We start from the raw sequence: 21,413 nt of genomic DNA on the forward strand, positions 1-21,413 counted from the left end.
CCAGGGGGACGGGGAGGGCGCTCTCGGGGCCCCGTCCGACAGTCGCATCCCACGCGCTGTGCGATCCTTGCAAGCGGTTCGTGCCGGCGGGACGGCATCAGGAGCACATCATGAAGTGGGAAGGCAATCGCGAGAGCGACAACGTCGAGGATCTGCGCGGCAGCGGCGGTGGAAGCCGCGGCGGCGGCGGCCTGCCGATGATCGGCGGACGCGGCATCGGCATCGGCGGCATCGTGGTGGCGCTGCTCGCGTCCTGGGCGTTCGGCATCAATCCGCTGACGGTGCTCAGCGCGCTGGACGGCAGCGCGGTCCAGACCACGCCCGGCCCGGCCCAGCGCCCCGTCGAGCACAGCCGTCCCCAGGACACGCCCGCAAAGTTCGTCAGCGTCGTGCTGGCCGACACCGAGGACGTCTGGACGCCGCTCTTCAAGGCCGGCGGCAAGACCTACCAGGCGCCGACGCTGACCCTCTTCGAAGGCCAGTCGCGCACCGCCTGCGGGCTCGGACAAGCCGCCATGGGACCGTTCTACTGCCCCGGCGACAGCAAGGTCTACATCGACCTCGGCTTCTACCAGACCCTCCGCGACCGGCTCGGGGCCCCCGGGGACTTCGCCCAGGCCTACGTCATCGCCCATGAGGTCGGACACCACGTCCAGCATCTGCTCGGCATCACCGACAAGGTCGACGCCGCCCGCCGTCGTCAGTCCGAGCAGGCGGCCAACGCCACCAGCGTCCGCGTGGAACTCCAGGCCGATTGCTTCGCCGGCGTGTGGGCCCATCACTCGCAGCAGTCCAAAGGCTGGCTGGAAGCCGGCGACATCGACGAAGCGTTGAATGCCGCCGCGAAGATCGGCGACGACACGCTTCAACGCAGCGCCGGGCGCGCGGTCGTGCCGGAGAGCTTCACCCATGGCACCAGTGATCAGCGGCAGCGCTGGTTCAAGCGGGGGATGGCTCAAGGAGATCTGCGGGACTGCGATACGTTTTCGGCGAAGCAGCTTTAGGTCGAGCGCGACTCGCTTGGCCGGGGCCGCCGGCGAAGCCGAAGCTGGGGCGCTCAACTCCCGCCGCTCGCCTGCGGCTCGCTTTGGTCAGACAGAACGCGCCTAGTCAGTCCTGGAAGCTTCGGCTTCGCCGGCGGCCCCGGCCAAGCGAGTCCACACCGTCCGGTTACTGCGAGGCGCCGGATCCGGCTGTGGGGCGAGGCTTGGGCTCGACTCGCGGGTCGCCCACGCAGCCCTTCAGCCATTGGCTCATCTCCCATTGCACCTGGCCGGCGGACTCGCGCGCGGTGTAGCCGTGCGCCTCGAAAGGAAGCAGGACGTAGCGGGCCGTGCCGCCCAGGCCCGCCAGCGCCTGGTACAGGCGCTCGCTCTGCATCGGGAAGGTGCCGGAGTTGTTGTCCGCCTCGCCATGAATCAGCAGCAGCGGATCCTTGATCTGGTTGGCGAAGAGGAAGGGGGACAGCTTCAGGTAGACGTCCTTTGCGTCCCAGAGTGAGCGACGCTCGCTCTGGAATCCGAAGGGCGTCAGCGTCCGGTTGTAGGCGCCGCTGCGCGCAATGCCGCAGCGGAACAGCTTCGTGTGCGCCAGCAGGTTCACCGCCATGAAGGCGCCGTAGCTGTGGCCGCCGATCGCCACCCGCCTCGGGTCCACCGTGCCAAGGTCCTCAGCCTTGTCGACGATCGCCCGCGCATTGGCGGTGATCTGCTCGATGAAGCTGTCGTTCATGTTGCGCGAGTCGCCCACCACCGGCATCGTCGCGTCCATCAGCACCACGTACCCATCCATCAGCAGGTTCAGCGGACTGATCCCCGAGAAGCTCATGTACCGGCCCGGTGATCCGCTCAGTTGCCCCGCGATCGCCGCGTCGTTGAACTCCAGCGGGTAGGCCCACACCAGCGCCGGTCGCTTCTCACCCTCGCGCTGGTCCGGCGGCAGGTACATCCAGAACGAGAGCTCCACGCCGTCGTTGCGCTTGAAGCTCACCAGCTCGCGCCGCACGCCCTTCAACTGCGGCGTCGGATCCTTGATCCGCGTCAGCGGCGTGACCTTGCCGTTCTCGCGCAGCACCAGGTTGGGCGGCTCGTGCTCGGTCTCGCGCTGCGTCAGCAGCCGGCGATCCTCGAGCAGCGCCACGGGCTGCTCGTACACCCCCTCCGCCGACTGGAACAGCCGTTGCACGCTCAGGTCCTTCAGCGAGAGCTTGTCCAGGAACGGCCGGTCGCCCTTCGGGCCCGCGCCCTGGCCGGACAGCAGCAGGTCGCCACCCAGCGTCTGCGCCACCTGGTGGCCGTTGGCCAGCGTGCGCATGAACGGAAAGCCCGGATGCCGGTAGCGCTCGCGCACGGAGTGCTCGAACAGGGGCCGGCTCTGCTTGCCGTTGAGCGGCAGCAGGTAGGTCCGCGACCAGCCCCGGCTGCGGTCCTCTTCCGTCAGCAGGCCGTGGATGCCGTCGTCCAGGAAGCGCAGCCGCGTGAAGCGGTAGGGCATGCGCTGCACCTCGAAAGGATCGCCGGTGTAGGGCGGATCCAGCCGCATCACGCGATCACGGAACGCCGCGCGGTTGGCGGGGTTGCCGCTGTCCAGCGCCTCGACCCAATAGATGGCCGCGTCCTTCGTCGGCGACGGGTAGAACACCCGGGGTCCCGCCAGCGAGCCGTCGATCGCGACACCCTGCTTGAGCGGCATCTTGGCCAGTTCGCGGATGACCTTGCCGTCGCGCTGGCGGACCTCGACCACGGTCGGAAAATCGTCGAAGGTCAGGTTGTAGCTGAACGGCCGCACCAGCCGTTCGGTCAGCAGCGCCTGGCCGGTGCCGATGCTGGAGACGCTGGTGAACAGCCCCGGCGTGCCGATGTCGCGGCTCTGTCCGCTGGCGACGTCGATCAGCGTCAGTTGCGAGCGGGCGTAATGCTCGAACAGGTCCTCGTCGCGCGGATTGCGCAGCAGGTCCGGATAGGTGCGTTCCGGCGAGGCCTTGCCGTGCGTCTCCTGGATCGCCGGCCCGGTCTGCGCCCGGCTGGGCGGGGCGCCGCGGTCGTCGGGCACCGTCAGCACGACGGCCTCGCGGGCGTTCAGCCAGGCGATGTCGTCGGCATCGACGGCGTTGTTCAGCCGCACGTTGTAGATGCGCCAGAGCTGGCCGTTGGACGTGGCGCCCGCCCACAGCTCGTCCGCCGTGTCGGTGCGCCGGGACAGTAGGAAACGCTGCCCGTCGGGCGCCCAGATGAAGTTGTGCCAGGTGCCGCCGGCCGGCAGCTCGACGTCGCGTTCCGTGGCCTCCGGGTCGAGCAGCGAGCGCAGGCGCACGCGCTGCACCGCGATCAGGTTCTGCTGGCTGGCGTTGCGTGGATCGAATCGCGCGCCGGCCAGGCGCAGTCCCGGTCGCGCCAGTTCCTCGAGCGGCGTGTAGCGGCGTTGCTCGACCAGCGCCAGCGCGGCCCGGTCCGGCGACGGGATGAGCCGCGGCAGCGCCGGCGCGTCCAGCAGCTCCCGGATCGCCGCGGACGGCTGCTTGTACGGCGCGGGCGCCGCGGCAGCCAGCCCGGAAAGCGCCGTGGCGAGCAGGGCGACGGTCATGCGCCGGAGCCACGGGAGGGGCGCCGTCGGTGCATCAAGGGCGTCGAGGGCACCGACGGGCGGATGGCTCAGGCCGACAGAGGGGACGCGGGAGGACATGGGGCCGAAGTATCGCTGCGCTAGGATTCGCGCCCATGATCGAACCCCCCGCCCCGCACGCGCAGGACCCCCGCGCACCGCACGAGCCAGCCCCCCGGGCCCCGGCCGCGGTGCCGGCCGTCGGCGAGCGGCTGGGCGTCTGGCGCGTCTCGGCCGTGCTCTTCGAGTGCGCCTCCGGCGTGTGGTTCCGCGTCGAGCACGGCAAGGCCGCCGCGCAGACCGGCCTGGCGCTGGTCTACCGCCATGAGTCCGATGCGCAGGCGGTGCTGATGCGCTTCGCGGAGGACTCGGAATCGCTGTCGCGCTTCCGGCATCCGGCCTTCGGCGCGCCGCTGGACAGCGGACTCAGCCCGACCGGCCTGCCCTACCTGGTGGTGCCGGCGATGGAGGGCGCGCCGCTGCTGCGCGTGGCGATGGCGCTGCCGTTGAAGCGGCGCATGCAATTGCTGCTGGACCTGATCGATGTGCTCGACGCCGCCCACGTGCATGGCCTGGTCCTCCACGAACTGGATCCCGGCACCTTGTGGTTGAGCCCGGCGCAGCAGCTGCACTGGCTGGGGCAAGGGCTGGCACCGCGCGACAGCCAGGCGCCTGCCGCGCTGGTGCGCGCCGCCGAGCCGCTGGCCAACGCGCGTCAACGCGCCGGCGGCCGCCCCGACGCCAACAGCGAGACCCACGCGTTGGGCCGCCTGCTGGGCATGCTCGTCAACGGCCGGCTGCCGCGACGCGACGCGACCGAGGACGGCTTCGAGGAAGAACCCGAACCCGGCGCCACGCCCGTGGCGTCGCTGCAGTCGTGGATGTCGCTGACGGCCGCGCAGCGCGAGAGCCTGGACCAGTTGCTGGACCGGGCCATGATGGACGGGCGCTCGTTCACCGACCGGCAGCTGCTGGCGCAGGCCGTGCGCGACTGGATCGAGGTCGAGCCCGCCGCTCCACGTGCCGGATCCGGCCCTGCAGCCTCAGCGTCGGCGCCGATGCCGCTCCTGCCTTTGCCGCCACCGCTCGAGGCCGACGACGAGCGCCCGGCGTCCCCCGGCGCGTCATGGGCGGAACGGCTGGCGGGCCTCGCCTTCGTCCTGGCCCTGGCGGCGATCGTCGCCTGGCTGCTGCTGCGGGGCGCCTGAACGCGCCGCGCCCCTTTTCGCCCTCCTTCGCGTCCTTCCGCCGATGAGTCGGCGACCCACCTCGATGCACTAGTGCTCCCGCAGGGGTGAGGCAGGACCCATCGGAAACGCCCATGCGAATCGACAAGTTCGCGCTTCAGAGCGACTTGGAAGAGTCATTCAGCGGTCGATGAAGGCGGATTGTCCGAGCGGGGTGCCTCTGCCTACGATCGTCCTTCTGTCGCCATGGGTCGCGACGCGAGGAGGATGTGCGTGAGTTTCGAAATTCGACCGATGTCCGCCGCGGACTGGCGCAATTGCTGGCGGGACTCGGTCACCGATCCCGACTGTTCGCCCTGGCTTCGCGGCGTGCTCGAGAGCTGCATCGACGGGAAGAACGCGCACTGGATGCGGCTGTCGGTGCGCTGGGCCGTGGATGGGGGGACGGGGGACTACCTGGTCCGGCTGCCTTCGCTGATCGGACGCCAGATCGCCGACCAGTTCTGCGCCCGCGTCGGCGACCGGCTCTACGGGCTGTGCGGGCTGGGCATCGGGGACGCCAAGGTGTTCTTCGCCGGCGGCTCGTCGCCGTCCTACGAGACGATGGGGCAGGTCCATGCCGTGCTCTCGGCGGCGTTCGCGGTCCACGGGTCCCATGGCGAGGACATCGGCCGCGATCCCATCCGCACGCCCATCTTCATCCCCGGCGCGCTGGTGCCGGAGGACCTCGCCGCCGAGACCCGCGGGCATTGAAGGACGTCCGCCACCCCGTGTCGCGGGGCTGCCCGCGCACGAAGCGCGCGCCTATCATGGGCACTCCCATGGACGCCTTCCGTCGACACCTGCTCCGTGATGCCGCGCTCGGCGCGATGGCCGTCGGCATGGCGGGCGCGGCGGGTGCGCTGCCTTCGTTGACCGGTGCGCCCGGCGTTGGACGGCCGCGGTCGGCGCAGGTGCATGTGGCGGGCACGACCTTCGCGCGGCTCTTCGAACCCGGGATGGACGGCGGCAAGCCGCGCGGCCTGGCCGTCGACCTGCTCGACGCGATCCTGATCCCCGCCGGCCACCAGCCGCGCTACGAGTTCTATCCCTGGCTGCGCGCACAGTCCATGATCGAACATGGTCCGGCGCAGATCCTCGTCGGACCGTATCGCACGCCGGAGCGCGAGCGATCGATGCGCTTCTCCCGCCTGGCCTTCTACGAAGACGCGCTGGTGTTCTACGCGCGCCGCCGCGAGGAAGGACTCTGGTGGGACGACTTCCGGGCGCTGCAGCCGCTGCGGATCGGCGCGGTGCAGGGGTGGGTCTACGGCGACCGCTTCGAGCAGGCGCGCGCGGGCCTGAACGTGACCGCCGTGCGGGACCTGGCCACCGCGCTGCGCATGCTGCAGCTCAACCGGCTGGACCTGATCGCGGCCAACCAGCGCAATTCGGAACCGGTGATCCAGGAGCTGGGACTGGCAGACCAGGTCGTGCTGTGCGCGCCGCCGTTCGCGCAGCTGCGCGGCCACTTCGCCTTCAGTCGCGACGCGGCGGGCGAGCCCTGGGCGGCGCTGGTCGATGCCGGCATGCAGCGCCTGCGCGCCAGCGGGGAACTGCAGCAGATGGCGGCACGACGCGGCGTTGCGCTGCCGGACTGAACGGCGTCCCGGCGGGCGAACCGGGCGACCCGGGCGAATCGGGCGAATCGGGCGAATCGGGCGAATCGGGCGAATCGGGCATTTTGGGCCCGGACCGCGCTGCCTCAGCTCAACAGCAGCAACGCGAGGCCGATCGCCGCCGGGATGGCCTGGATGAAGAGGATCTTGCGGCTGGCCGTCGCGGCGCCATACAGGCCCGCCACCAGCACGCAGGCCAGGAAGAAGATCTTCACCGGTCCGCCGGCCGCGCCCAGCACCAGACCCCAGATCAGCCCGGCCGCGAGGAAGCCGTTGTACAGCCCCTGGTTGGCGGCCAGCACCTTGCTCGCCTCGGCGAATTCCTGGGTCAGTCCGAAGGCCTTGCGACCCTTGTGCGTGGTCCAGAGGAACATCTCCAGGATCAGGATGTAGACGTGGATCAGCGCCACGAGGGCGACGACGACATTGGCGGCAATGGCAAGTGTTGTGTTCATGGTTCGCACTGTACGTCCCGCTATCATCCCCGGCCCCTCCGCGCTTTCCTGTCCCCACGTTCCATGTCCAAAGCCCAGCTCAACCCCGCCCAACTGGCGGCGGTGCATCACCTCTCGGGGCCGTGCCTGGTGATCGCGGGCGCGGGCTCGGGCAAGACGAGCGTCATCACGCAGAAGATCGCCAAGCTGATGTCCGAGGGCTACCGGCCCAAGAACATCGCCGCGATCACGTTCACGAACAAGGCCTCGCAGGAAATGCGCGAGCGCGCCAAGCACCTCGTGGGCAACAAGGCGGGCTCGGAGCTGCTGGTGTCGACCTTCCACTCGCTGGGGGTGCGCATCCTGCGCCAGGACGGGCGCCATCTCGGGCTCAAGGAGCAGTTCTCGATCCTCGACTCGGACGACGTGCTGTCCGTGCTGCGCGATGCCGGCGGCACGACCGACGCGGCGACGGCGAAGTCCTGGCAGTGGACCATCTCGCTGTGGAAGAACCAGAACCTGAGCCCGCAGCAGGCGCTGGCCTACGCGAAGGACGACATGGAGCGCGCCGCCGCCGTCGTCATGCAGCGTTACCAGGAGCGGCTGACCGCGTACCAGGCGGTCGATTTCGACGACCTGATCGGCATGCCGCTGAAGCTGCTGCAGACCAATGAAGAGGCGCGCGGCAAGTGGCAGGAGACGCTGCGCTACGTGCTGGTCGACGAGTACCAGGACACCAACGCGGTCCAGTACGAGCTGCTGAAGTGCCTGGTCGGCGATCGCGCGATGTTCACCGCCGTGGGCGACGACGACCAGTCCATCTACGGCTGGCGCGGCGCGACGATCGAGAACCTCAAGAAGCTGCCGGTCGATTTCCCGCAGCTGAAGATCATTCCGCTGGAGCAGAACTACCGTTCGACCAGCGCGATCCTGCGCGCGGCCAACAACGTGATCGGCGGCAATCCGAAGCTGTTCCCGAAGACGCTGTGGAGCGAGTTCGGCGAAGGCGATCCCATCACGCTGATCGAGGCCGACGGCGAGGAGCACGAGGCCGAGCGCGCCGTCGCCCGCATCCAGTCGATCCGGGCCAACCATCCGACGACGAAGTTCTCCGACTTCGCGATCCTGTACCGCGCCAACCACCAGGCGCGCATCTTCGAGCAGGCGCTGCGCCGCGCGGAGATCCCCTACAAGGTGTCCGGCGGGCAGAGCTTCTTCGACCGCACCGAGATCAAGGACCTCTGCGCCTGGCTGCGGCTGCTGGTGAACCAGGACGACGACCCGGCCTTCCTGCGCGCCGTGACCACGCCCAAGCGCGGCATCGGCCACCAGACGCTGGGGCACCTGAGCGAGTTCTCGGCGAAGTGGAAGCTGTCCATGTTCGAGTCGCTGTTCGCCGAGTCGCTGAAGGCGACGCTGTCGAGCAAGGCGCTGCACGGGCTGCACGAGTTCGGCCGCTATGTCGTCGACCTCGAGTACCGCGCCCGCCATGCCGTCGGTGGCGAGGAGGGCAAGGCGCTGATCATGGAATGGCTCAAGGACATCGCCTACGAGCAGTACCTGATCGACCAGGAAGACAACGAGAAGGTCGCGCAGGCCCGCTGGAGCAACGTGCTGGACTTCGTCGACTGGGTCGCCAAGCGCTGCGGCGGCGAGATCTCGACCGACGGCGGCATCACCACCGAGAGCCCGCGTCAGACGCTGCTCGAAGTGGCGCAGACGATCAGCGTGATCCTCTCGCTGGCCGAGCGCCAGGAGGAACAGGACCAGGTCGTGCTGACGACGCTGCATGCGTCCAAGGGCCTGGAATGGCCGCACGTGATGCTGGCCGGCGTCAACGAAGGACTGCTGCCGTTCAAGGCCGAGAACGACGAGCTCACGCCCCAGCGCGTCGAGGAAGAGCGCCGGCTGATGTACGTCGGCATCACGCGGGCGCGGCGGACGCTGGCGGTGTCGACGCTGCGGCGGCGGAAGAAGAACCGCGAGACGGTCGTCGGCGTGCCCAGCCGCTTCATCGCGGAGATGAAACTCGGCGAGGGCGGGGTCAAGGAAGACCCCCGCGAAAAGCTCAAGCGCATGCGCGAGCAGCTTGCCGCCAAGGCCGCCGATACCGCGGCGAAACAGGCGCAGGCGGCGAAGGACGATCGCTGAGCAAGACCTGTCACTCGAACAGTCAGTGACGGTGGTGGGCGAACGATTCTTACTGGTTCGAGTCATTTCGCGGCGAGGCGCGCGTTTCTAGCATCCGGTCCCTCTGCGCCCGCCGAGGAGACCGACCATGGACGCTGCCCCGCTTTCCTGCCACCCCTTCCGAGAATCCCCCGAGCCGGCCGACGCCGCGGCGCGTCACCGCGCCATCGACGCCCTCGCCGATGAACTGCGCAAGACGCACTGGGACCAGGCCACGCTGCCGCTGAACGCCCACGAACTGGCGGAGGGCGTCGGCGTCGAGATCCGCGACCGCGGCGGCCCGCGGGAGCCGATGTATCCCCATCGCGGCCGGCTCCTCTATCTGGACGAGCGCCCGGTGATCGAGCTGAGCCTCGCCGAGGACCCGATGCGACGCCGCATCGTGCTGGCGCATGCGTTGGGCCATCACCTGCTCGGGCACGGTGCGGTACCGCCGGAGACGGCGTCCAACCTCTCCATTCACAGCCCGCGCCGCATCGAGCAGGACGCCCATCGCTTCGCGCTGGACCTGCTGATGCCGGACTTCGCGATCTACCGGCTCATGAACCAGGGGATCGTCAGCGCCCGCAGGCTCTCGGAGAAGTTCTTCGTCCCCGAGTCCGCCGTCCACGAACGCCTGCAAGCCCTGGATCGGCACTGGTCGCATCTGTGATCCTCGCGCATGCCGTGCGCCTCGTGCGCTTCGCGCGCGCCACGGGCGGTGATCGACATGGTGCGGCGGTCAGCGTCACGCGCCGCATCGACCCTGTAAGGTCTGCCATGTCACCCGGAACCGGGGGGTGGGCGTCGTCGGCAAACGGCAAAATGCCGGCGCATGACAGCCTCCGCCGCCAAGTCCGCCACCAGGCTCGCCGCCGCGCTCCCGCTGCTGACCCTCCTCAGCGCGGCTGCCGCCATCCTCGCGTTGTCACAGCCCGCGCAACTGCCGCCGGCCCTGGCCTTCGTCTTCAAGCCGCTGACGACGATCCTCATCCTGCTCTACGCCTGGCGCCGTGGCGCCGAGCGTCCACGGCTGGCGCGCTGGCTGCGTGCCGGGCTGCTGTGCTCGCTGGCGGGCGACATCGCGCTGCTGTGGCCGGCGCAGGGCTTCCTGCCCGGTCTGGTGAGCTTCCTGGCCGCCCATGTCTGCTACATCGTCGGCTTCTGCACCCGCAAGAAGCTGGGCGCCGTGCGCTGGCCCTTCCTGATGTTCGGCATCATCGCGGCGGCAGTGCTGGGACGGCTCTGGCCGCACATCCCCGCCGAGCTGCGCGCACCGGTGGTCGTCTACGTCGTCTGCCTGTCGGCCATGGCGGCGCAGGCCTGGGCCTGGTGGCGCGGCAGCGTCGGCCAGCCCGATGAGCCGCTCGCGCGCTGGGCCGCGTGGGGCGGCACGCTGTTCGTGCTCTCCGACGCGATGCTGGCGATCAACAAGTTCGCAGGCCCGCTGGAGATGGCCAGCTTCTGGGTGCTCGCGAGCTACTGGCCGGCGCAGTGGTGCATCGCCAGCAGCCTGGAACGGCCCCGCGCATGAAATTCATCCTGCCTCGGCGCCCTTCATCGCTGGCCACGTTGGTGACCGGCGTGGCCAGCGCCGCCGTCGGGCTCTGGCTCATGCGGCACTACCCGGTCGAACCAGTCGCCGCCACCGCGTTGTGGGTGGCGATCGCGGTGGCCAGCTTCTTCGGATGGCGCTCGTTGCCGCTGCTGGTGCCCGCGCTGGTGCCGGTGATCGGGTTCGCGCCGTGGACCGGCTGGATCACCTTCGAGGAACTCGACCTTTTGGTGCTGGCCGTCGCCGCCGGCGGCTACACCGCGATCGCCGTGACCGAGCCGCCGCACAAGCCGGTGGCGTGGCGTTATCGGACGCTGCGCTGGCGCGCCGCGGTGCGGGTGTTGATGGCCGTGTTCGCGCTGTCGGCCTTCATCGCCGTCTGGCGCGGCTTCGACCAGGCCGGCGGCGTGCAGTTCGGTTTCTGGCAAGGCTTCCAGGAGCCGATGAACAGCCTGCGCGCCGGCAAGAGCTTCTTCCTGGTCCTGCTGCTGCTGCCGCTGTGGCAGAAGGCGTCGGACCTGCGGCCCTCGTCGGTGCAGCGCCTGTCGCGCGCGGCCTGGGTGCTGGTGCTGGTCACGACCTCGCTCGGCGCGTTGTGGGAGCGCTGGGTCTACACGGGGCTGCTGGACTTCTCATCGGACTACCGCACGACCTCGCTGTTCTGGGAGATGAACGTCGGCGGCGCGTCGCTGGATGGCGCGCTGGCGTTGAGCCTGCCCTTCGCGATGCTGTGGGCGATGCGGGAGCGCCGCCCGCTGCGCTTCGTGATGGCGCTGGCGGTGATGCTGCTGGCGTTCTACGCGTCGCTGACGACGTTCTCGCGCGGTGTCTATCTGGCGGTGCCGTTCGGCATGGCGCTTTGCGCGCTGCTGTGGGCGGTGCAGCGCCGCGAGGAACGGAACGCGCCGCGACCGGATGGGGCGCCGTCGTCGCATGTCTTCCCCGGTGCGCGCGGGACGGTGCCGCTTGCGTGGTCGGCCGGCGTGATCATCGGTACCGCGGTCGCCGCCTGGGTGCTCTTCGGCGCGGGCGGCTATCGCGCCTTGCTCGCATTGGCGGGCAGTGTCGCGGTGCTGCTCGCGATGCCTGCCTCGCGTGCAGCGTGGCCGCGCGGACAGCAGCGGGCGCTGATGGCGCTGTCGCCGCTGCCGGCGCTGCTGCTGGCCTTGCTCGGCGGATTGCTGATCGATCTCGTGCCCAAGGGCGCCTACCTGATCGACGGCATCGTCGTCCTGCTCGGCCTGGGGTTGGCCTGGTTGTGGCGCGGCGGACTGACGCAGCCCTCGCAGGCCTTCGCGCTGGCGATCGTGTGGATGGCGACGCTCGCCGGCACGGGGCTCGTCGCGGCGCATTGGGGCGGCGGCCAGGACGTGGTGGCGATCGCCGCCGTGCTGTCGGTGCTGGCGATCGCGTGGATCGCGACGCAATGGTCGCCGCGCGTCGGCGCCGATCTGCGCACCGCCGGCTGGCGCATCCGCGGCCTCGTGTGGACGGGCTGTCTGCTGGCGTGCGCGGTGGTCGCGGCGCTGGGCGGTGGCGCCTACATCGGTCAGCGGATGTCGACCGGGCAGCAGGATCTCGAAGGTCGTCTCGAGCATTGGCGCGTCGGCCTGGGCCTGCTCAAGTCCATGGACGAATGGCTGCTGGGCAAGGGCAGCGGCCGTTTCCCGGCGAGCTTCGCCAACGGCGGGCCCTTCGATGAACGCGTCGGTGACTACCACCTGAACGCGGCGCGTTCCGAGCTGCCCGCGTCCGGCCTGCCCGGCACGGAGCCGTTCCCGCATCCGACGGTGACGCTGACCAGTGGCCTGCACCAGATGGGGCACGGCGAGATGTTCCGGCTCAGCCAGCGCGTGCCGGCGGTCGCCGGCGAAGTCGCGGCGACGGTGACGCTGCGCACGCAGTTCAAGACGCGCCTGCGCGTCGAGATCTGCGAGAAGTTCCTGCTCTACCCGCTGCGCTGCGTCGACCGCGAGACCGATGTGGAGCCGATGGGCGGCGCCTGGCAGCCGGTGCAACTGAAGCTGGGCCAGGCGCCGGCCGACTTCGGCGGCCGATCCTGGGCGCCGAAGCGTCTGGTGGCCTCGGTGACGCAGAACTGGCGCGGCGGCGTGCTGGAGATCGCGTCGATCTCGATCGTCGACAGCGTGCACGGTCCGTTGCTGCGGAACGGCGATTTCAACGAGGGTCTGGCGCGCTGGTTCTTCACCAGCGACCGCAACCACATGCCCTTCCACATGAAGAGCCTGCCGGCGCACGTGCTGTTCGAGCAGGGCCTGTTCGGCCTGGCGCTGTGGACCAGCCTGCTGGTGACGGTGCTGGTGCGCCTGAGCTTCGGCGCGGGGCGCCACCATCCGCTGGCGCCGGCGGTGGTGGGCGGGCTGGCGGGCTTCGTGATCGTGGGGCTCTTCGACAGCCTCATCGACGCGCCGCGGATCGCCTTCCTGTTCTACGCGCTGATGGCGCTGGGGCTGGGCCTGCGGGCGTCGTCACGCAAGTCGCATCGCCCGGGCGATCCCGATTCCCGCCTGGAACTGGAGACCCTGCAGCCGGAGCTGGAGTCGGCCTTCGAGGACGCCCCCGAAGTCCGCCGCGCGATGGCGGCGGCAGGCGTCAAGCTGAAAGGTCCGCCACGCTGACGCGGTGTGCCCGATTCTGGGCCGCGTCACATGCCTTTGAACAGGTGCGTGTAGCTGCGGCTGACTTCGAGCTTTTCATCGAGTCCGCGCACACCCACCAGCTGACGACCGCGGAAGTCGCGGCTGATGCCGTTGATGGCCTTGACGTTGACCAGCGTCGAGCGGTGGATCTGCCAGAACAGCTTCGGATCCAGCTCGTCGACGAGTTCCTTGATCGGCTTGCGGATCAGCGCCTCGACGGTCGGCGTCTGGACGCGGGTGTACTTCTCGTCGCTGATGAAGAACAGCACCTCCTCGACCGGGATCATCTGGATCGTCTGGCCGACCGAGGCCTGGATCCATTGCAGGTACTGTGGCGAGCCGCTGGTGTTGTTGACCCGCGCCGACAGCGAGTGCAGCAGCTGCTGCAGCGTGCCGGTGCTGGGGCCTTCGGGCTCGACCTCGCCGCTGCGCAGGGCCAGGCGCTTCTTGATGCGCTCGACCGTGACCAGCAGGCGATCGCGCTCGGCGGGCTTGAGCACGTAGTCGCAGACGCCCTGCTCGAAGGCCTCGACCGCGTACTGGTCGTAGGCGGTGATGAAGACGATCTCGGGCAGGGGCCAGTCGTCGTCGTCGGGCAGCTGCGCGATCTGCTTGGCGGCCTCGACGCCGGTCAGGCCCGGCATGCGGATGTCGAGGAAGACCAGGTCGGGCTTGTGCTCCTTGACCAGTTCGACCGCCTCCAGGCCGTTCTTGGCCTCGGCGACGATCTGCAGCTCGGGCCAGACCTCGGCGATGCGGCTGCGCAGCTGCTCGCGCATCAGGCGTTCGTCGTCCGCGAGGACGGCGCGGGGGGCGTGGTGGGTGTCGCTGGTGTCGCTCATGGGAGGCGATGTTAGGGCAGGTGAGGGGCGATCCGGCGGTGGACCCGCGCGTGGTCTCAGGCGTGGAGGGACGGTTCGGCCGGCGTGGACGTCATGGCGGGCGCTGCCGGCGCGGGCGGCACCCGCGGCGCCTTGCGCGGCTTGTCGCGCACGATCAGCCAGACGACGAGGCCGATGAGCAGCAGCGGCGAGCCCACCACCGCGCCGACGCCCGCCAGCGCGGCCAGCGCCACGAGCGCCAGCCCGCCCAGGATCAGCAGCGGCAGACCCAGGCCGAGCAGCAGCACCAGCGGCACGACCAGGCACATCACGACGATGGCGATGATCAGGCCGAGCCCGGCGCCGAAGGCGTCGGCGATGCCCATGCCGCTCAGGATGACTTCCTCGCCGTCGACGGTGAGGTGCACGCCCGGGACGTCGCCGAGCAGATGGATCACGCCCCAGCCCAGCAGCAGCGCGCCGGCGACGAGGACGAATCCGAGGACAAGAAGGGTCTTGAACAGCGTTTTCATGCGTGTGCTCCTTGCGTTCCTTGTTCGGGCGCGTGGTGGGCGGAGGTCCGGTAGGGGACGGTGATGATCACGACGGTGCCGGACGGCTGGTTCTCGGCCACGGTGACGCTGGCGGCCTTGCCGTAGAGCAGCGAGAGCCGCTCGCGGATGTTGGCCAGGCCGACGCCGGTGCCCGAGGTCGCGGCGCGGCCGAAGCCCAGGCCGGTGTCGGCGACGGTGACCTGCAGCTTGCCGTGGACGATCTCGGCCTTGAGCAGCAGGCTGCCGCCCTCGGCCTTGGGTTCGAGGCCGTGCTTGATGGCGTTCTCGACCAGGCTCTGGATCATCATGGGCGGGAACTCGGCGGACAGCAGGCCGTCCGGCACCTCGATGCGCGACACCAGGCGCTCTTCCATGCGGACCTGCAGGATCTCGAGGTAGGGCCGGATGACGGCCATCTCGCGGCCCAGGTCGCGCACGCCGCCGTTGGCGTTGGCCTCGCGCATCGTCGGCATCGAGGCTCGCAGCAGCGCGATCAGGTTCTTCTGCATCTGCGAGGCGCGCGGCGGATCGGTCTCGATCAGATGGTCGATCGACGCCAGCGTGTTGAACAGGAAGTGGGGCTCGACCTGCGCCTGCATCGCGGCCATGCGGGCTTCGACGACCTGACGGCGCAGCGACTCGGCCTCGGCGGTCTCGGTGGCCTTGGCGGCCTTCACCTCGGCCTGCAGGCGGCCCTTGTAGGTGGCCTTCAGCAGCGCCGAGGCCAGCACGACCAGGATGGCCAGCTTGTCGAGGAAGTCGCCCAGGTGCACGGTGCGATAACGCGTCTTGCGCGAGGTCTCGCGCTGGACCTGTTCGAGCTCGTCACGCGCTTCCTCGGCATCGGCCTTGGCCTGCCGGGCTTCTTCCGCCGCCTCCTCGAGGGCGCGCTTGGCGTCGGCCGCGGCGGACTTCACCGCGTCGCGGATGGCCTCGCGCTGCTTCTCGTTGGGGATGCGGATGTCCACGGACGGCAGGTTGGGGTCGACGGCCCCTTCGGCGTCGGCTGCGGACGCGGCGCTGGCTGGCGAGGCCGGATGGCGCGGCACGATGCGCACGCCGCGGCTGTCGATCTGGACTTCGTAGCGCAGGCCGTCGCCGTCGACCGCGGCGGACGCGCCGTGACCCGCCTCGGAGCCGGCTTCGGCGGAGTCGGCGGGTTTCGTGGCCTTGTCGATCTTCTTCTGCGCCTCGGCCACCTTCTTCTCCGCTTCGGCGGCGCGCTGCTTCTCGCGGCGTTCGCGGTCCGTGTCGCGGTCGCGGCGCAGGTCCTTGGGCGGATGGATGGTCTCGGTCGTCTCGACCGGCAGTTGCCAGCTGAAGGAGAAGGGCGGGAGGGTCTGGAGGATGTTGGCGCCGATGATCAGCATCACCGCCAGCAGCGTGAAGCGCTTCCAGGTGATGGACACCAGCCAGTTGCCGTAGGCGTGGAAGCCCTGCTCGGCGGCTTTCATGAAGCTCTGCCAGCGCTGGCGCGGGGTGGGGGAGGCGGGAGTCGGCGCGTTCATGGGAGGACCTGTCGTATGGCTCGCACTTTACGCAAGACCCCGGCGCTCCCGGGGCGGCGGGCGACGCGCCGTGAAGACGGCGGGATGGACTGCACCGATCGGCGACAGGCCGGAGGCCCGGATGGCCCATGCGCCCCCCATCGGTGCGGGCGCCAGAAGCGCCACAAACGCGAAAGGCCCGCTTCCGCGGGCCTTTCGGCATGGTTGTGAAGTGTTCCCGAGGGGATTACTGCTTCACGGCCTCGACCTGGACGATGACCTTGATGTCCTTCGAGAAGCCGTACTGGATGCCGTAGTCGACGCCGAAGGCGGTGCGGTCGAAGGTGGTCTCGAAGTCGCCGCCGCAGACTTCGCGCTTGAGCATGGGGTTCTCGTAGCAGTTGAAGTTGGTGGCCGTCAGCGTCACCGGCGCGGTCTTGCCCTTCAGCGTCAGCTGGCCGGCCACCGAGGCGACCTTGTCACCCGAGAAGGTGAACTTGTCGCCGACGAACTTGGCCGTCGGGTTGTTGGCCACGTCGAAGAAGTCCTTGCTCTTCAGGTGGGTGTCGAACTGCGTCGAACCGGTGCTGATGCCGTTCATGTCGAAGGTGATCTCGACCTTGCCCGACTTGCCAGCCTTGTCGAACTGCACGGTGCCTTCCTTCTTGTCGAAGCGGCCGCGGTTGGTCGAGGTGCCGAAATGCTTGATCTCGAACGTGGCGTAGGTGTGCGTCGGGTCGATCGCGTAGGTCGCGCTCTGGGCCTGGGCCAGGCCGGCGACGGCGAGCAGGGAGGCGAGCAGCAGGGCTTTCTTCATCATGGTGGTGGGTCCTTGTCGAACAGTTGTCGGAACAGTGATGGAACCGCGGCGGGTACCGCGGTGGAGAAGGAACCGGGCGAAGGACCCGGACCGGTTGGAGAAATCGGGAGAGGCTGCGGATCGGCCGCGGAATCGGCTTACAGCGGCGCCATGCCGGTGATGGCCAGCTTGAACTTCACCTGCACGTCGTTGGCGACGATGGAGGTGTCCTTCCATTCGCCTTCGCCGATGTTGAAGTCCAGCCGCTTGATCGCGAACGCGCCGGTCGCCGTCGTCGTGCCGCCGGCCTGGGCCAGCGCCACCGGGACGACCACGTCCTTGACCTGACCCTTGATGGTCAACTTGCCGGCGGCCTCGAACTTGCCGCCGCCCAGCGCCTTCAGCGAGGTGCTCTGGAACGTGGCCGTCGGGACCTTCTTGACGTTGAACCACTCGGGCTTGACCAGCTCCGCGTCGGTCGCGGCGTCGCCCAGCGTGGCGCTGCCCAGCTCGATCGACAAGGTGACCTTGCCCGCCGCGGCGTTCTTCGGATCGAAGGCCAGCTGCGCATCGAATTTCTTGAAGTGACCGTCCACCGGCACGCCCATCTGGCGGAAGGTGAAGGCGATGTCGCTCTGCGCCGGCACCAGCTTGGGCGCGGCCGCCGTCGTCGCGGCGGCTGCCGTGGCGGGCGCTGCCGCCGGCTTGGTCTGCGCCATCGCCGGCGCGGCCAGGAGGAGGGCGGCGCTCAGCACCGACAGCGCGGTGATCGAGAGATGGGTGGCCATGCGTGCGGTCATGAGGTCCTCTGCCAGTCGTGGATCTTGGGGGTCAGGTGTTGTCAGGTGTTGTTTCTTGCGGTCCGGGCCGGGGCTGTCGCCGTGCCGCTCAGGCGCGGCCCGGGAGCATGCGCCGCAGCAGGCCGTCCTTGTCGAGGACGACATGCTTGACCACGGCGCCAAGGTGGGCAAGCACCAGCAGCCCCAACCCATAGGCGAAGAACTGATGGACCTGCTTCAGCGATTCGGCCAGTTCCTTGTCCTTGCCGACGAAGTCCGGCAGCGGCAGCACGCCGAACCACACGATCGGGAAGCCCGCTGCTGAGCTGTAGGCCCAGCCGCTCAGCGGCACCGCGAAGAAGGCCGCGTACAGCAGCCAGTGCACCGCGTGGGCGCCCAGCTTCTGCCAGCCCGGCATCGGCAGGTCCGCCGGCGGGCGGTGCGTCAGGCGCCACAGCAGCCGCAGCGCCGACAGCGCCAGGATCGTCACGCCGGCCCACTTGTGCCAGTTGAAGAGCTTCAGCCGCGTCAGCGAGAACGGCAGGTCGGCCATGTACCAGCCCACGGAGAAGGTGCCGATGATCGCGATCGCCAGCACCCAGTGGAAGAGCATCGCCAGGCCGTCGTACCGGGTCTTGCCGGTGGGCGGCACCGCGGCCGGCACCGGCGGCATCGCCGTGGACGCGGGCGCTGGCGACGTGGCGATGGGGGCCCCGGTGCCATCGTGGGTCTCGGCGGGCAGCGTGGGCTGCTGGTCAGGGTCGTTGTTCTGGTTGTCGATGGCAGTCATGTCGGCTCGCGTCCTTGGGAAGACCTGGGGCGTCGGGAGGTCCGGAATGGCATGAAGTGTCCGCGTGCGCCGTACATCGTCGGTTCACCGGAACTGAGGCCACTGTTCATCCAATTTGAATGGGAGCCACGGCCATGCTTCACAGATCCGTCATCGGCGGGGTCGAGACTGGCGCCCGCTCCGCCCTTGGAGCGATGGCTAGGAGTTGCCATGGACCTGATCGCCAAGATCGAGGCGGTGTTCCGCCGCCGCGGACACCTGCAGTACGGCGACGAGCGCCGGGAGCCCGTCACCGCGCTGGAGCACGCGCTCCAATGCGCCCAACTGGCCGAGTGGGCCCACGCGGAGCATAGCCTTGTAGCCGCCGCGCTGCTGCACGACATCGGGCAGCTGATGGACGGCGGTTCTGGCGCCCCTCTGCGGGACGACGAACATGAGTTGACCGCGCTGCCGCTGCTGCGCGCCGGGGGATTGGGCCCGGCCGTGGTGGAGCCGATCCGCCTGCACGTCGCCGCCAAGCGTTACCTGGTCAGCACCGACCCGGCATACGGACCGGGGCTGTCGGACGCCTCGCGCCACAGCCTGGCGTTGCAGGGCGGGCCGATGAATGCGGAGGAACGGCTGCTCTTCATGGCCCACCCGCACGCGAGCGCCTCGCTGCAGCTGCGCCGTTGGGATGATCTGGCCAAGCGGCCGGGCATGCGCACGCCGCCGCTCGGCTACTACCTGGTGCTGCTCGAAGAGTTGCTGCACGACACGCGGGCCCCGGAACGGGTGCGCATCGCCTGAGGCGCGGGCGGCATAGGCGCATTCCGGATGAGCACATGCGGAATGGGTCGATGTCAAAGCGTGTCTCCCTCTTGAGGGGGATATCGGACCCCCGAGTCGCTTTGCATACTGGGTACCGATCGCGCGCTGCCTGGACCTCAGCGTCGTGATCAAGGGGAGGAGTGCTATGCCGACCTACCAAAGCCCGCAAGGGTGGCGGTGGTCGGCATAGTTTTATCTGCGCGGCACGTTTTCGGCACGGCACGATATATTGCCGGCCCAGAACAAGCCTTACACAACCCATGCATTTCCATTCGCGGCAGTGGCCAGGCGCTGTCTGTTCCGGTCATGGCGGGTGAGCGCAGCGCCGAGCAGGCGAGCGTCGAGCTCGAACTGCTGCGGCTGATCGGCAAGCAGGGTCGTCGCGTCCCCTATCCGGTGAGCATTGCCGCCTTGATGATGGCGGTGATGGCGGCCAGCGTGATGTCGCCCTGGCTGGCCTACGGCTGGCTGGCCGCCGTGTACGCGGTACTGGTGACGCGCTGGGCCGTGCTGGGCCGCCTGCCGGAAATGCAGGACCGCCCGCTGGAACAGCGCATGGACTGGGCCGTGTGGCTGAGCCTGGCCAACGGGCTGGTCTTCAGCGCCTCGCTGATCGCAGCCCCCCACCTGAGCGACTTCCAGCGGATGGTGCAGACCATCGTGCTGCTGGGCCTGTGCGCCGGCGCGGTCGCGACGACCGCCGGGCACCGCGTCGTGTTCCAGGTCTTCCTCTGGCCGGTGACGCTCGCCACCGCGCTGTCGTGGGGGCTGTTCCACGAGCCTGGCGCGGAGCACCGCTGGCTGGACTGGGTGCTGTCGGCGCTGATCGTCTTCTTCGGCCTGATCCTGACCGGCCTGGCGCGCGACACCTACCGCGTCTTCGCCGAGTCGGTGCTGATCCGGCTGCAGCAGAACAAGAGCAACCAGCAGCTGCGCCAGGCCTTGTCGCAGGCGGAATCGGCGATGGCGGCGAAGACGCGCTTCCTGGCCTCGGCCAGCCACGACCTGCGCCAGCCGATGCACACGCTGTCCCTGTTCGGCGCGGCGCTGGACAAGCGCCCGCTCGACGACGAGGGCCGCGTCATCGTCACGCAGATGAACCTGGCCTTGCACTCGCTGTCCTCGCAGATGGATGCGCTGCTGGACATCTCGAAGCTCGACGCCAACGTCGTGCCGGTGAACAACCAGGTCTTCGCCTTGCAGCCCTGGCTGGGCCGGCTGCAGCGGGAGTTCCAGCCCACCGCGCTGCGCAAGCACCTGCTGCTGCGACTGGACTGCCCGCCGGAGGCCTGCGTCGAGAGCGACCCCGTGCTGCTGGAGCGCGTGGTGCGCAACCTGATCGACAACGCGCTCAAGTACACGGCGCGCGGCGAGGTGGCGATCGAGGTCCATCGCGGCCAGGACGAGGAAGTCTGGCGGCTGACGGTGCGCGACACCGGCATGGGCATCCCGGAGCACGAGCAGCAGCGGATCTTCGACGAGTTCTACCAGGTCGGGAACCCGGAGCGCGACCGCACCAAGGGCCTGGGGCTGGGCCTGTCGATCGTGACGCGGCTGGTGGACCTGCTGGACCTGCACCTGGCGCTGCGGTCGGCGCCGGGGCACGGCTCGAGCTTCATGCTGAACGTGACCGCCGCCGACATTGCGCTGGTGCGACCCGGCTCGACGCCGACGCAGGGCCCGGCGCTGCCGCCCATGCGCGTGCTGGTGATCGACGACGAGGAGCCGGTGCGGGTCGCGATGCACGCGCTGCTGACGGCGCACGGCTGCCAGGTGCTGCTGGCCGGCAGCACCCGCGAGGGCCTGCTCAAGAGCATGGGCCAGCAGCCGGACCTGCTGCTGACCGACTTCCGGCTGCGCGGCGGCGAGGACGGCATCAGCGCGGTGCGCTCGCTGCGAAGCGCGTTCCCGGGACTGCCCGCGCTGATCGTGAGCGGCGACACTGCGCCCGAGCGGTTGCGCGAGGCCCACGAGGCGGGCCTGACGCTGCTGCACAAACCGGTCACCGAGGAGCTGCTCATCAACGCGATGCAGGCCGCGCTGGCCGAATATCGCAGGGAGGGTGCCGATGTCTCGACCGTTCGAGGAGGCGCCGAGAGTCCCCTCTGAG

General features: G+C 69.4%; 18 protein-coding genes. 10 read left to right on the forward strand and 8 right to left on the reverse strand.

The window, feature by feature from the left end; genetic code table 11:
- Positions 1–110: 110 nt before the first annotated feature.
- On the forward strand, positions 111–1,004 hold the full coding sequence (gene ypfJ, locus AC07PR_RS23710; protein WP_483108580.1) for a KPN_02809 family neutral zinc metallopeptidase: 894 nt from the start codon (positions 111–113) through the stop codon (positions 1,002–1,004).
- A 166-nt stretch (positions 1,005–1,170) separates the two neighbouring features.
- On the opposite strand, the gene AC07PR_RS23715 is transcribed toward ypfJ, so the two are convergent.
- Positions 1,171–3,582 carry an alpha/beta hydrolase family protein gene (locus AC07PR_RS23715; RefSeq protein ID WP_483108581.1) on the reverse strand — a complete coding sequence of 804 codons (2,412 nt, stop codon included), beginning with the start codon at positions 3,580–3,582 and terminating at the stop codon, positions 1,171–1,173.
- Between the two features lie 134 nt (positions 3,583–3,716).
- Between AC07PR_RS23715 and AC07PR_RS23720 the strand changes: the two genes are divergently transcribed.
- The 3 genes from AC07PR_RS23720 to AC07PR_RS23730 all read left to right on the forward strand — a co-directional run bounded on the left by AC07PR_RS23720 (position 3,717) and on the right by AC07PR_RS23730 (position 6,427).
- A complete protein-coding gene (locus AC07PR_RS23720) occupies positions 3,717–4,808 on the forward strand; it encodes a hypothetical protein (RefSeq protein WP_495136763.1) in 1,092 nt (363 codons plus the stop codon).
- A 252-nt stretch (positions 4,809–5,060) separates the two neighbouring features.
- Positions 5,061–5,540, forward strand: a complete 480-nt coding sequence (locus AC07PR_RS23725) for a hypothetical protein (protein WP_483108583.1) — start codon at positions 5,061–5,063, stop codon at positions 5,538–5,540.
- Positions 5,541–5,596: 56 nt separating this feature from the next.
- Entirely contained in the window at positions 5,597–6,427 is an 831-nt protein-coding gene (locus AC07PR_RS23730) for a substrate-binding periplasmic protein (RefSeq protein ID WP_495136764.1), read from the forward strand.
- 104 nt (positions 6,428–6,531) lie between these two features.
- Here AC07PR_RS23730 and AC07PR_RS23735 read toward each other — a convergent pair whose 3' ends face one another.
- Entirely contained in the window at positions 6,532–6,900 is a 369-nt protein-coding gene (locus tag AC07PR_RS23735; protein WP_495136765.1) for a DUF1304 domain-containing protein, read from the reverse strand.
- Positions 6,901–6,963: 63 nt separating this feature from the next.
- Between AC07PR_RS23735 and AC07PR_RS23740 the strand changes: the two genes are divergently transcribed.
- The 4 genes from AC07PR_RS23740 to AC07PR_RS23755 all read left to right on the forward strand — a co-directional run bounded on the left by AC07PR_RS23740 (position 6,964) and on the right by AC07PR_RS23755 (position 13,242).
- Positions 6,964–9,030 (forward strand): ATP-dependent helicase, encoded by a 2,067-nt coding sequence (locus tag AC07PR_RS23740; RefSeq protein ID WP_431101325.1) that lies wholly within the window; start codon positions 6,964–6,966, stop codon positions 9,028–9,030.
- A gap of 127 nt (positions 9,031–9,157) precedes the next feature.
- Positions 9,158–9,721, forward strand: coding sequence for an ImmA/IrrE family metallo-endopeptidase (locus tag AC07PR_RS23745; RefSeq protein ID WP_377158269.1), 564 nt, complete (start codon positions 9,158–9,160; stop codon positions 9,719–9,721).
- A 162-nt stretch (positions 9,722–9,883) separates the two neighbouring features.
- Positions 9,884–10,582 (forward strand): lysoplasmalogenase, encoded by a 699-nt coding sequence (locus tag AC07PR_RS23750; RefSeq protein WP_495136766.1) that lies wholly within the window; start codon positions 9,884–9,886, stop codon positions 10,580–10,582.
- Entirely contained in the window at positions 10,579–13,242 is a 2,664-nt protein-coding gene (locus tag AC07PR_RS23755) for a hypothetical protein (RefSeq protein WP_495136767.1), read from the forward strand. Before AC07PR_RS23750 ends, AC07PR_RS23755 begins: the two co-directional genes overlap by 4 nt.
- A 26-nt stretch (positions 13,243–13,268) precedes the next feature.
- Here the strand turns inward: AC07PR_RS23755 and AC07PR_RS23760 are convergent, their stop codons facing one another.
- The 6 genes from AC07PR_RS23760 to AC07PR_RS23785 all read right to left on the reverse strand — a co-directional run bounded on the left by AC07PR_RS23760 (position 13,269) and on the right by AC07PR_RS23785 (position 18,376).
- On the reverse strand, positions 13,269–14,105 hold the full coding sequence (locus AC07PR_RS23760; RefSeq protein ID WP_377158257.1) for a LytR/AlgR family response regulator transcription factor: 837 nt from the start codon (positions 14,103–14,105) through the stop codon (positions 13,269–13,271).
- Positions 14,106–14,161: 56 nt separating this feature from the next.
- Positions 14,162–14,617, reverse strand: coding sequence for a hypothetical protein (locus AC07PR_RS23765; protein WP_377158255.1), 456 nt, complete (start codon positions 14,615–14,617; stop codon positions 14,162–14,164).
- Positions 14,614–16,146, reverse strand: coding sequence for a sensor histidine kinase (locus tag AC07PR_RS23770; protein WP_495136768.1), 1,533 nt, complete (start codon positions 16,144–16,146; stop codon positions 14,614–14,616). Before AC07PR_RS23770 ends, AC07PR_RS23765 begins: the two co-directional genes overlap by 4 nt.
- A 226-nt stretch (positions 16,147–16,372) precedes the next feature.
- Positions 16,373–16,942 carry a YceI family protein gene (locus AC07PR_RS23775; protein WP_495136826.1) on the reverse strand — a complete coding sequence of 190 codons (570 nt, stop codon included), beginning with the start codon at positions 16,940–16,942 and terminating at the stop codon, positions 16,373–16,375.
- A 140-nt stretch (positions 16,943–17,082) separates the two neighbouring features.
- Positions 17,083–17,724, reverse strand: a complete 642-nt coding sequence (locus AC07PR_RS23780) for a YceI family protein (RefSeq protein WP_483108589.1) — start codon at positions 17,722–17,724, stop codon at positions 17,083–17,085.
- 88 nt (positions 17,725–17,812) lie between these two features.
- Positions 17,813–18,376 (reverse strand): cytochrome b, encoded by a 564-nt coding sequence (locus AC07PR_RS23785; RefSeq protein ID WP_377161620.1) that lies wholly within the window; start codon positions 18,374–18,376, stop codon positions 17,813–17,815.
- Between the two features lie 327 nt (positions 18,377–18,703).
- Here AC07PR_RS23785 and AC07PR_RS23790 point away from each other — a divergent pair, with 327 nt between their 5' ends.
- The gene (locus AC07PR_RS23790; RefSeq protein ID WP_483108590.1) at positions 18,704–19,282 is read left to right on the forward strand and encodes an HD domain-containing protein; all 579 of its coding nucleotides are present in this window, start codon (positions 18,704–18,706) and stop codon (positions 19,280–19,282) included.
- 327 nt (positions 19,283–19,609) lie between these two features.
- Entirely contained in the window at positions 19,610–21,412 is a 1,803-nt protein-coding gene (locus AC07PR_RS23795) for an ATP-binding response regulator (RefSeq protein WP_495136769.1), read from the forward strand.
- Position 21,413: the final 1 nt, after the last annotated feature.

The organism is Roseateles sp. GW821-FHT09H11 (assembly GCF_059415845.1).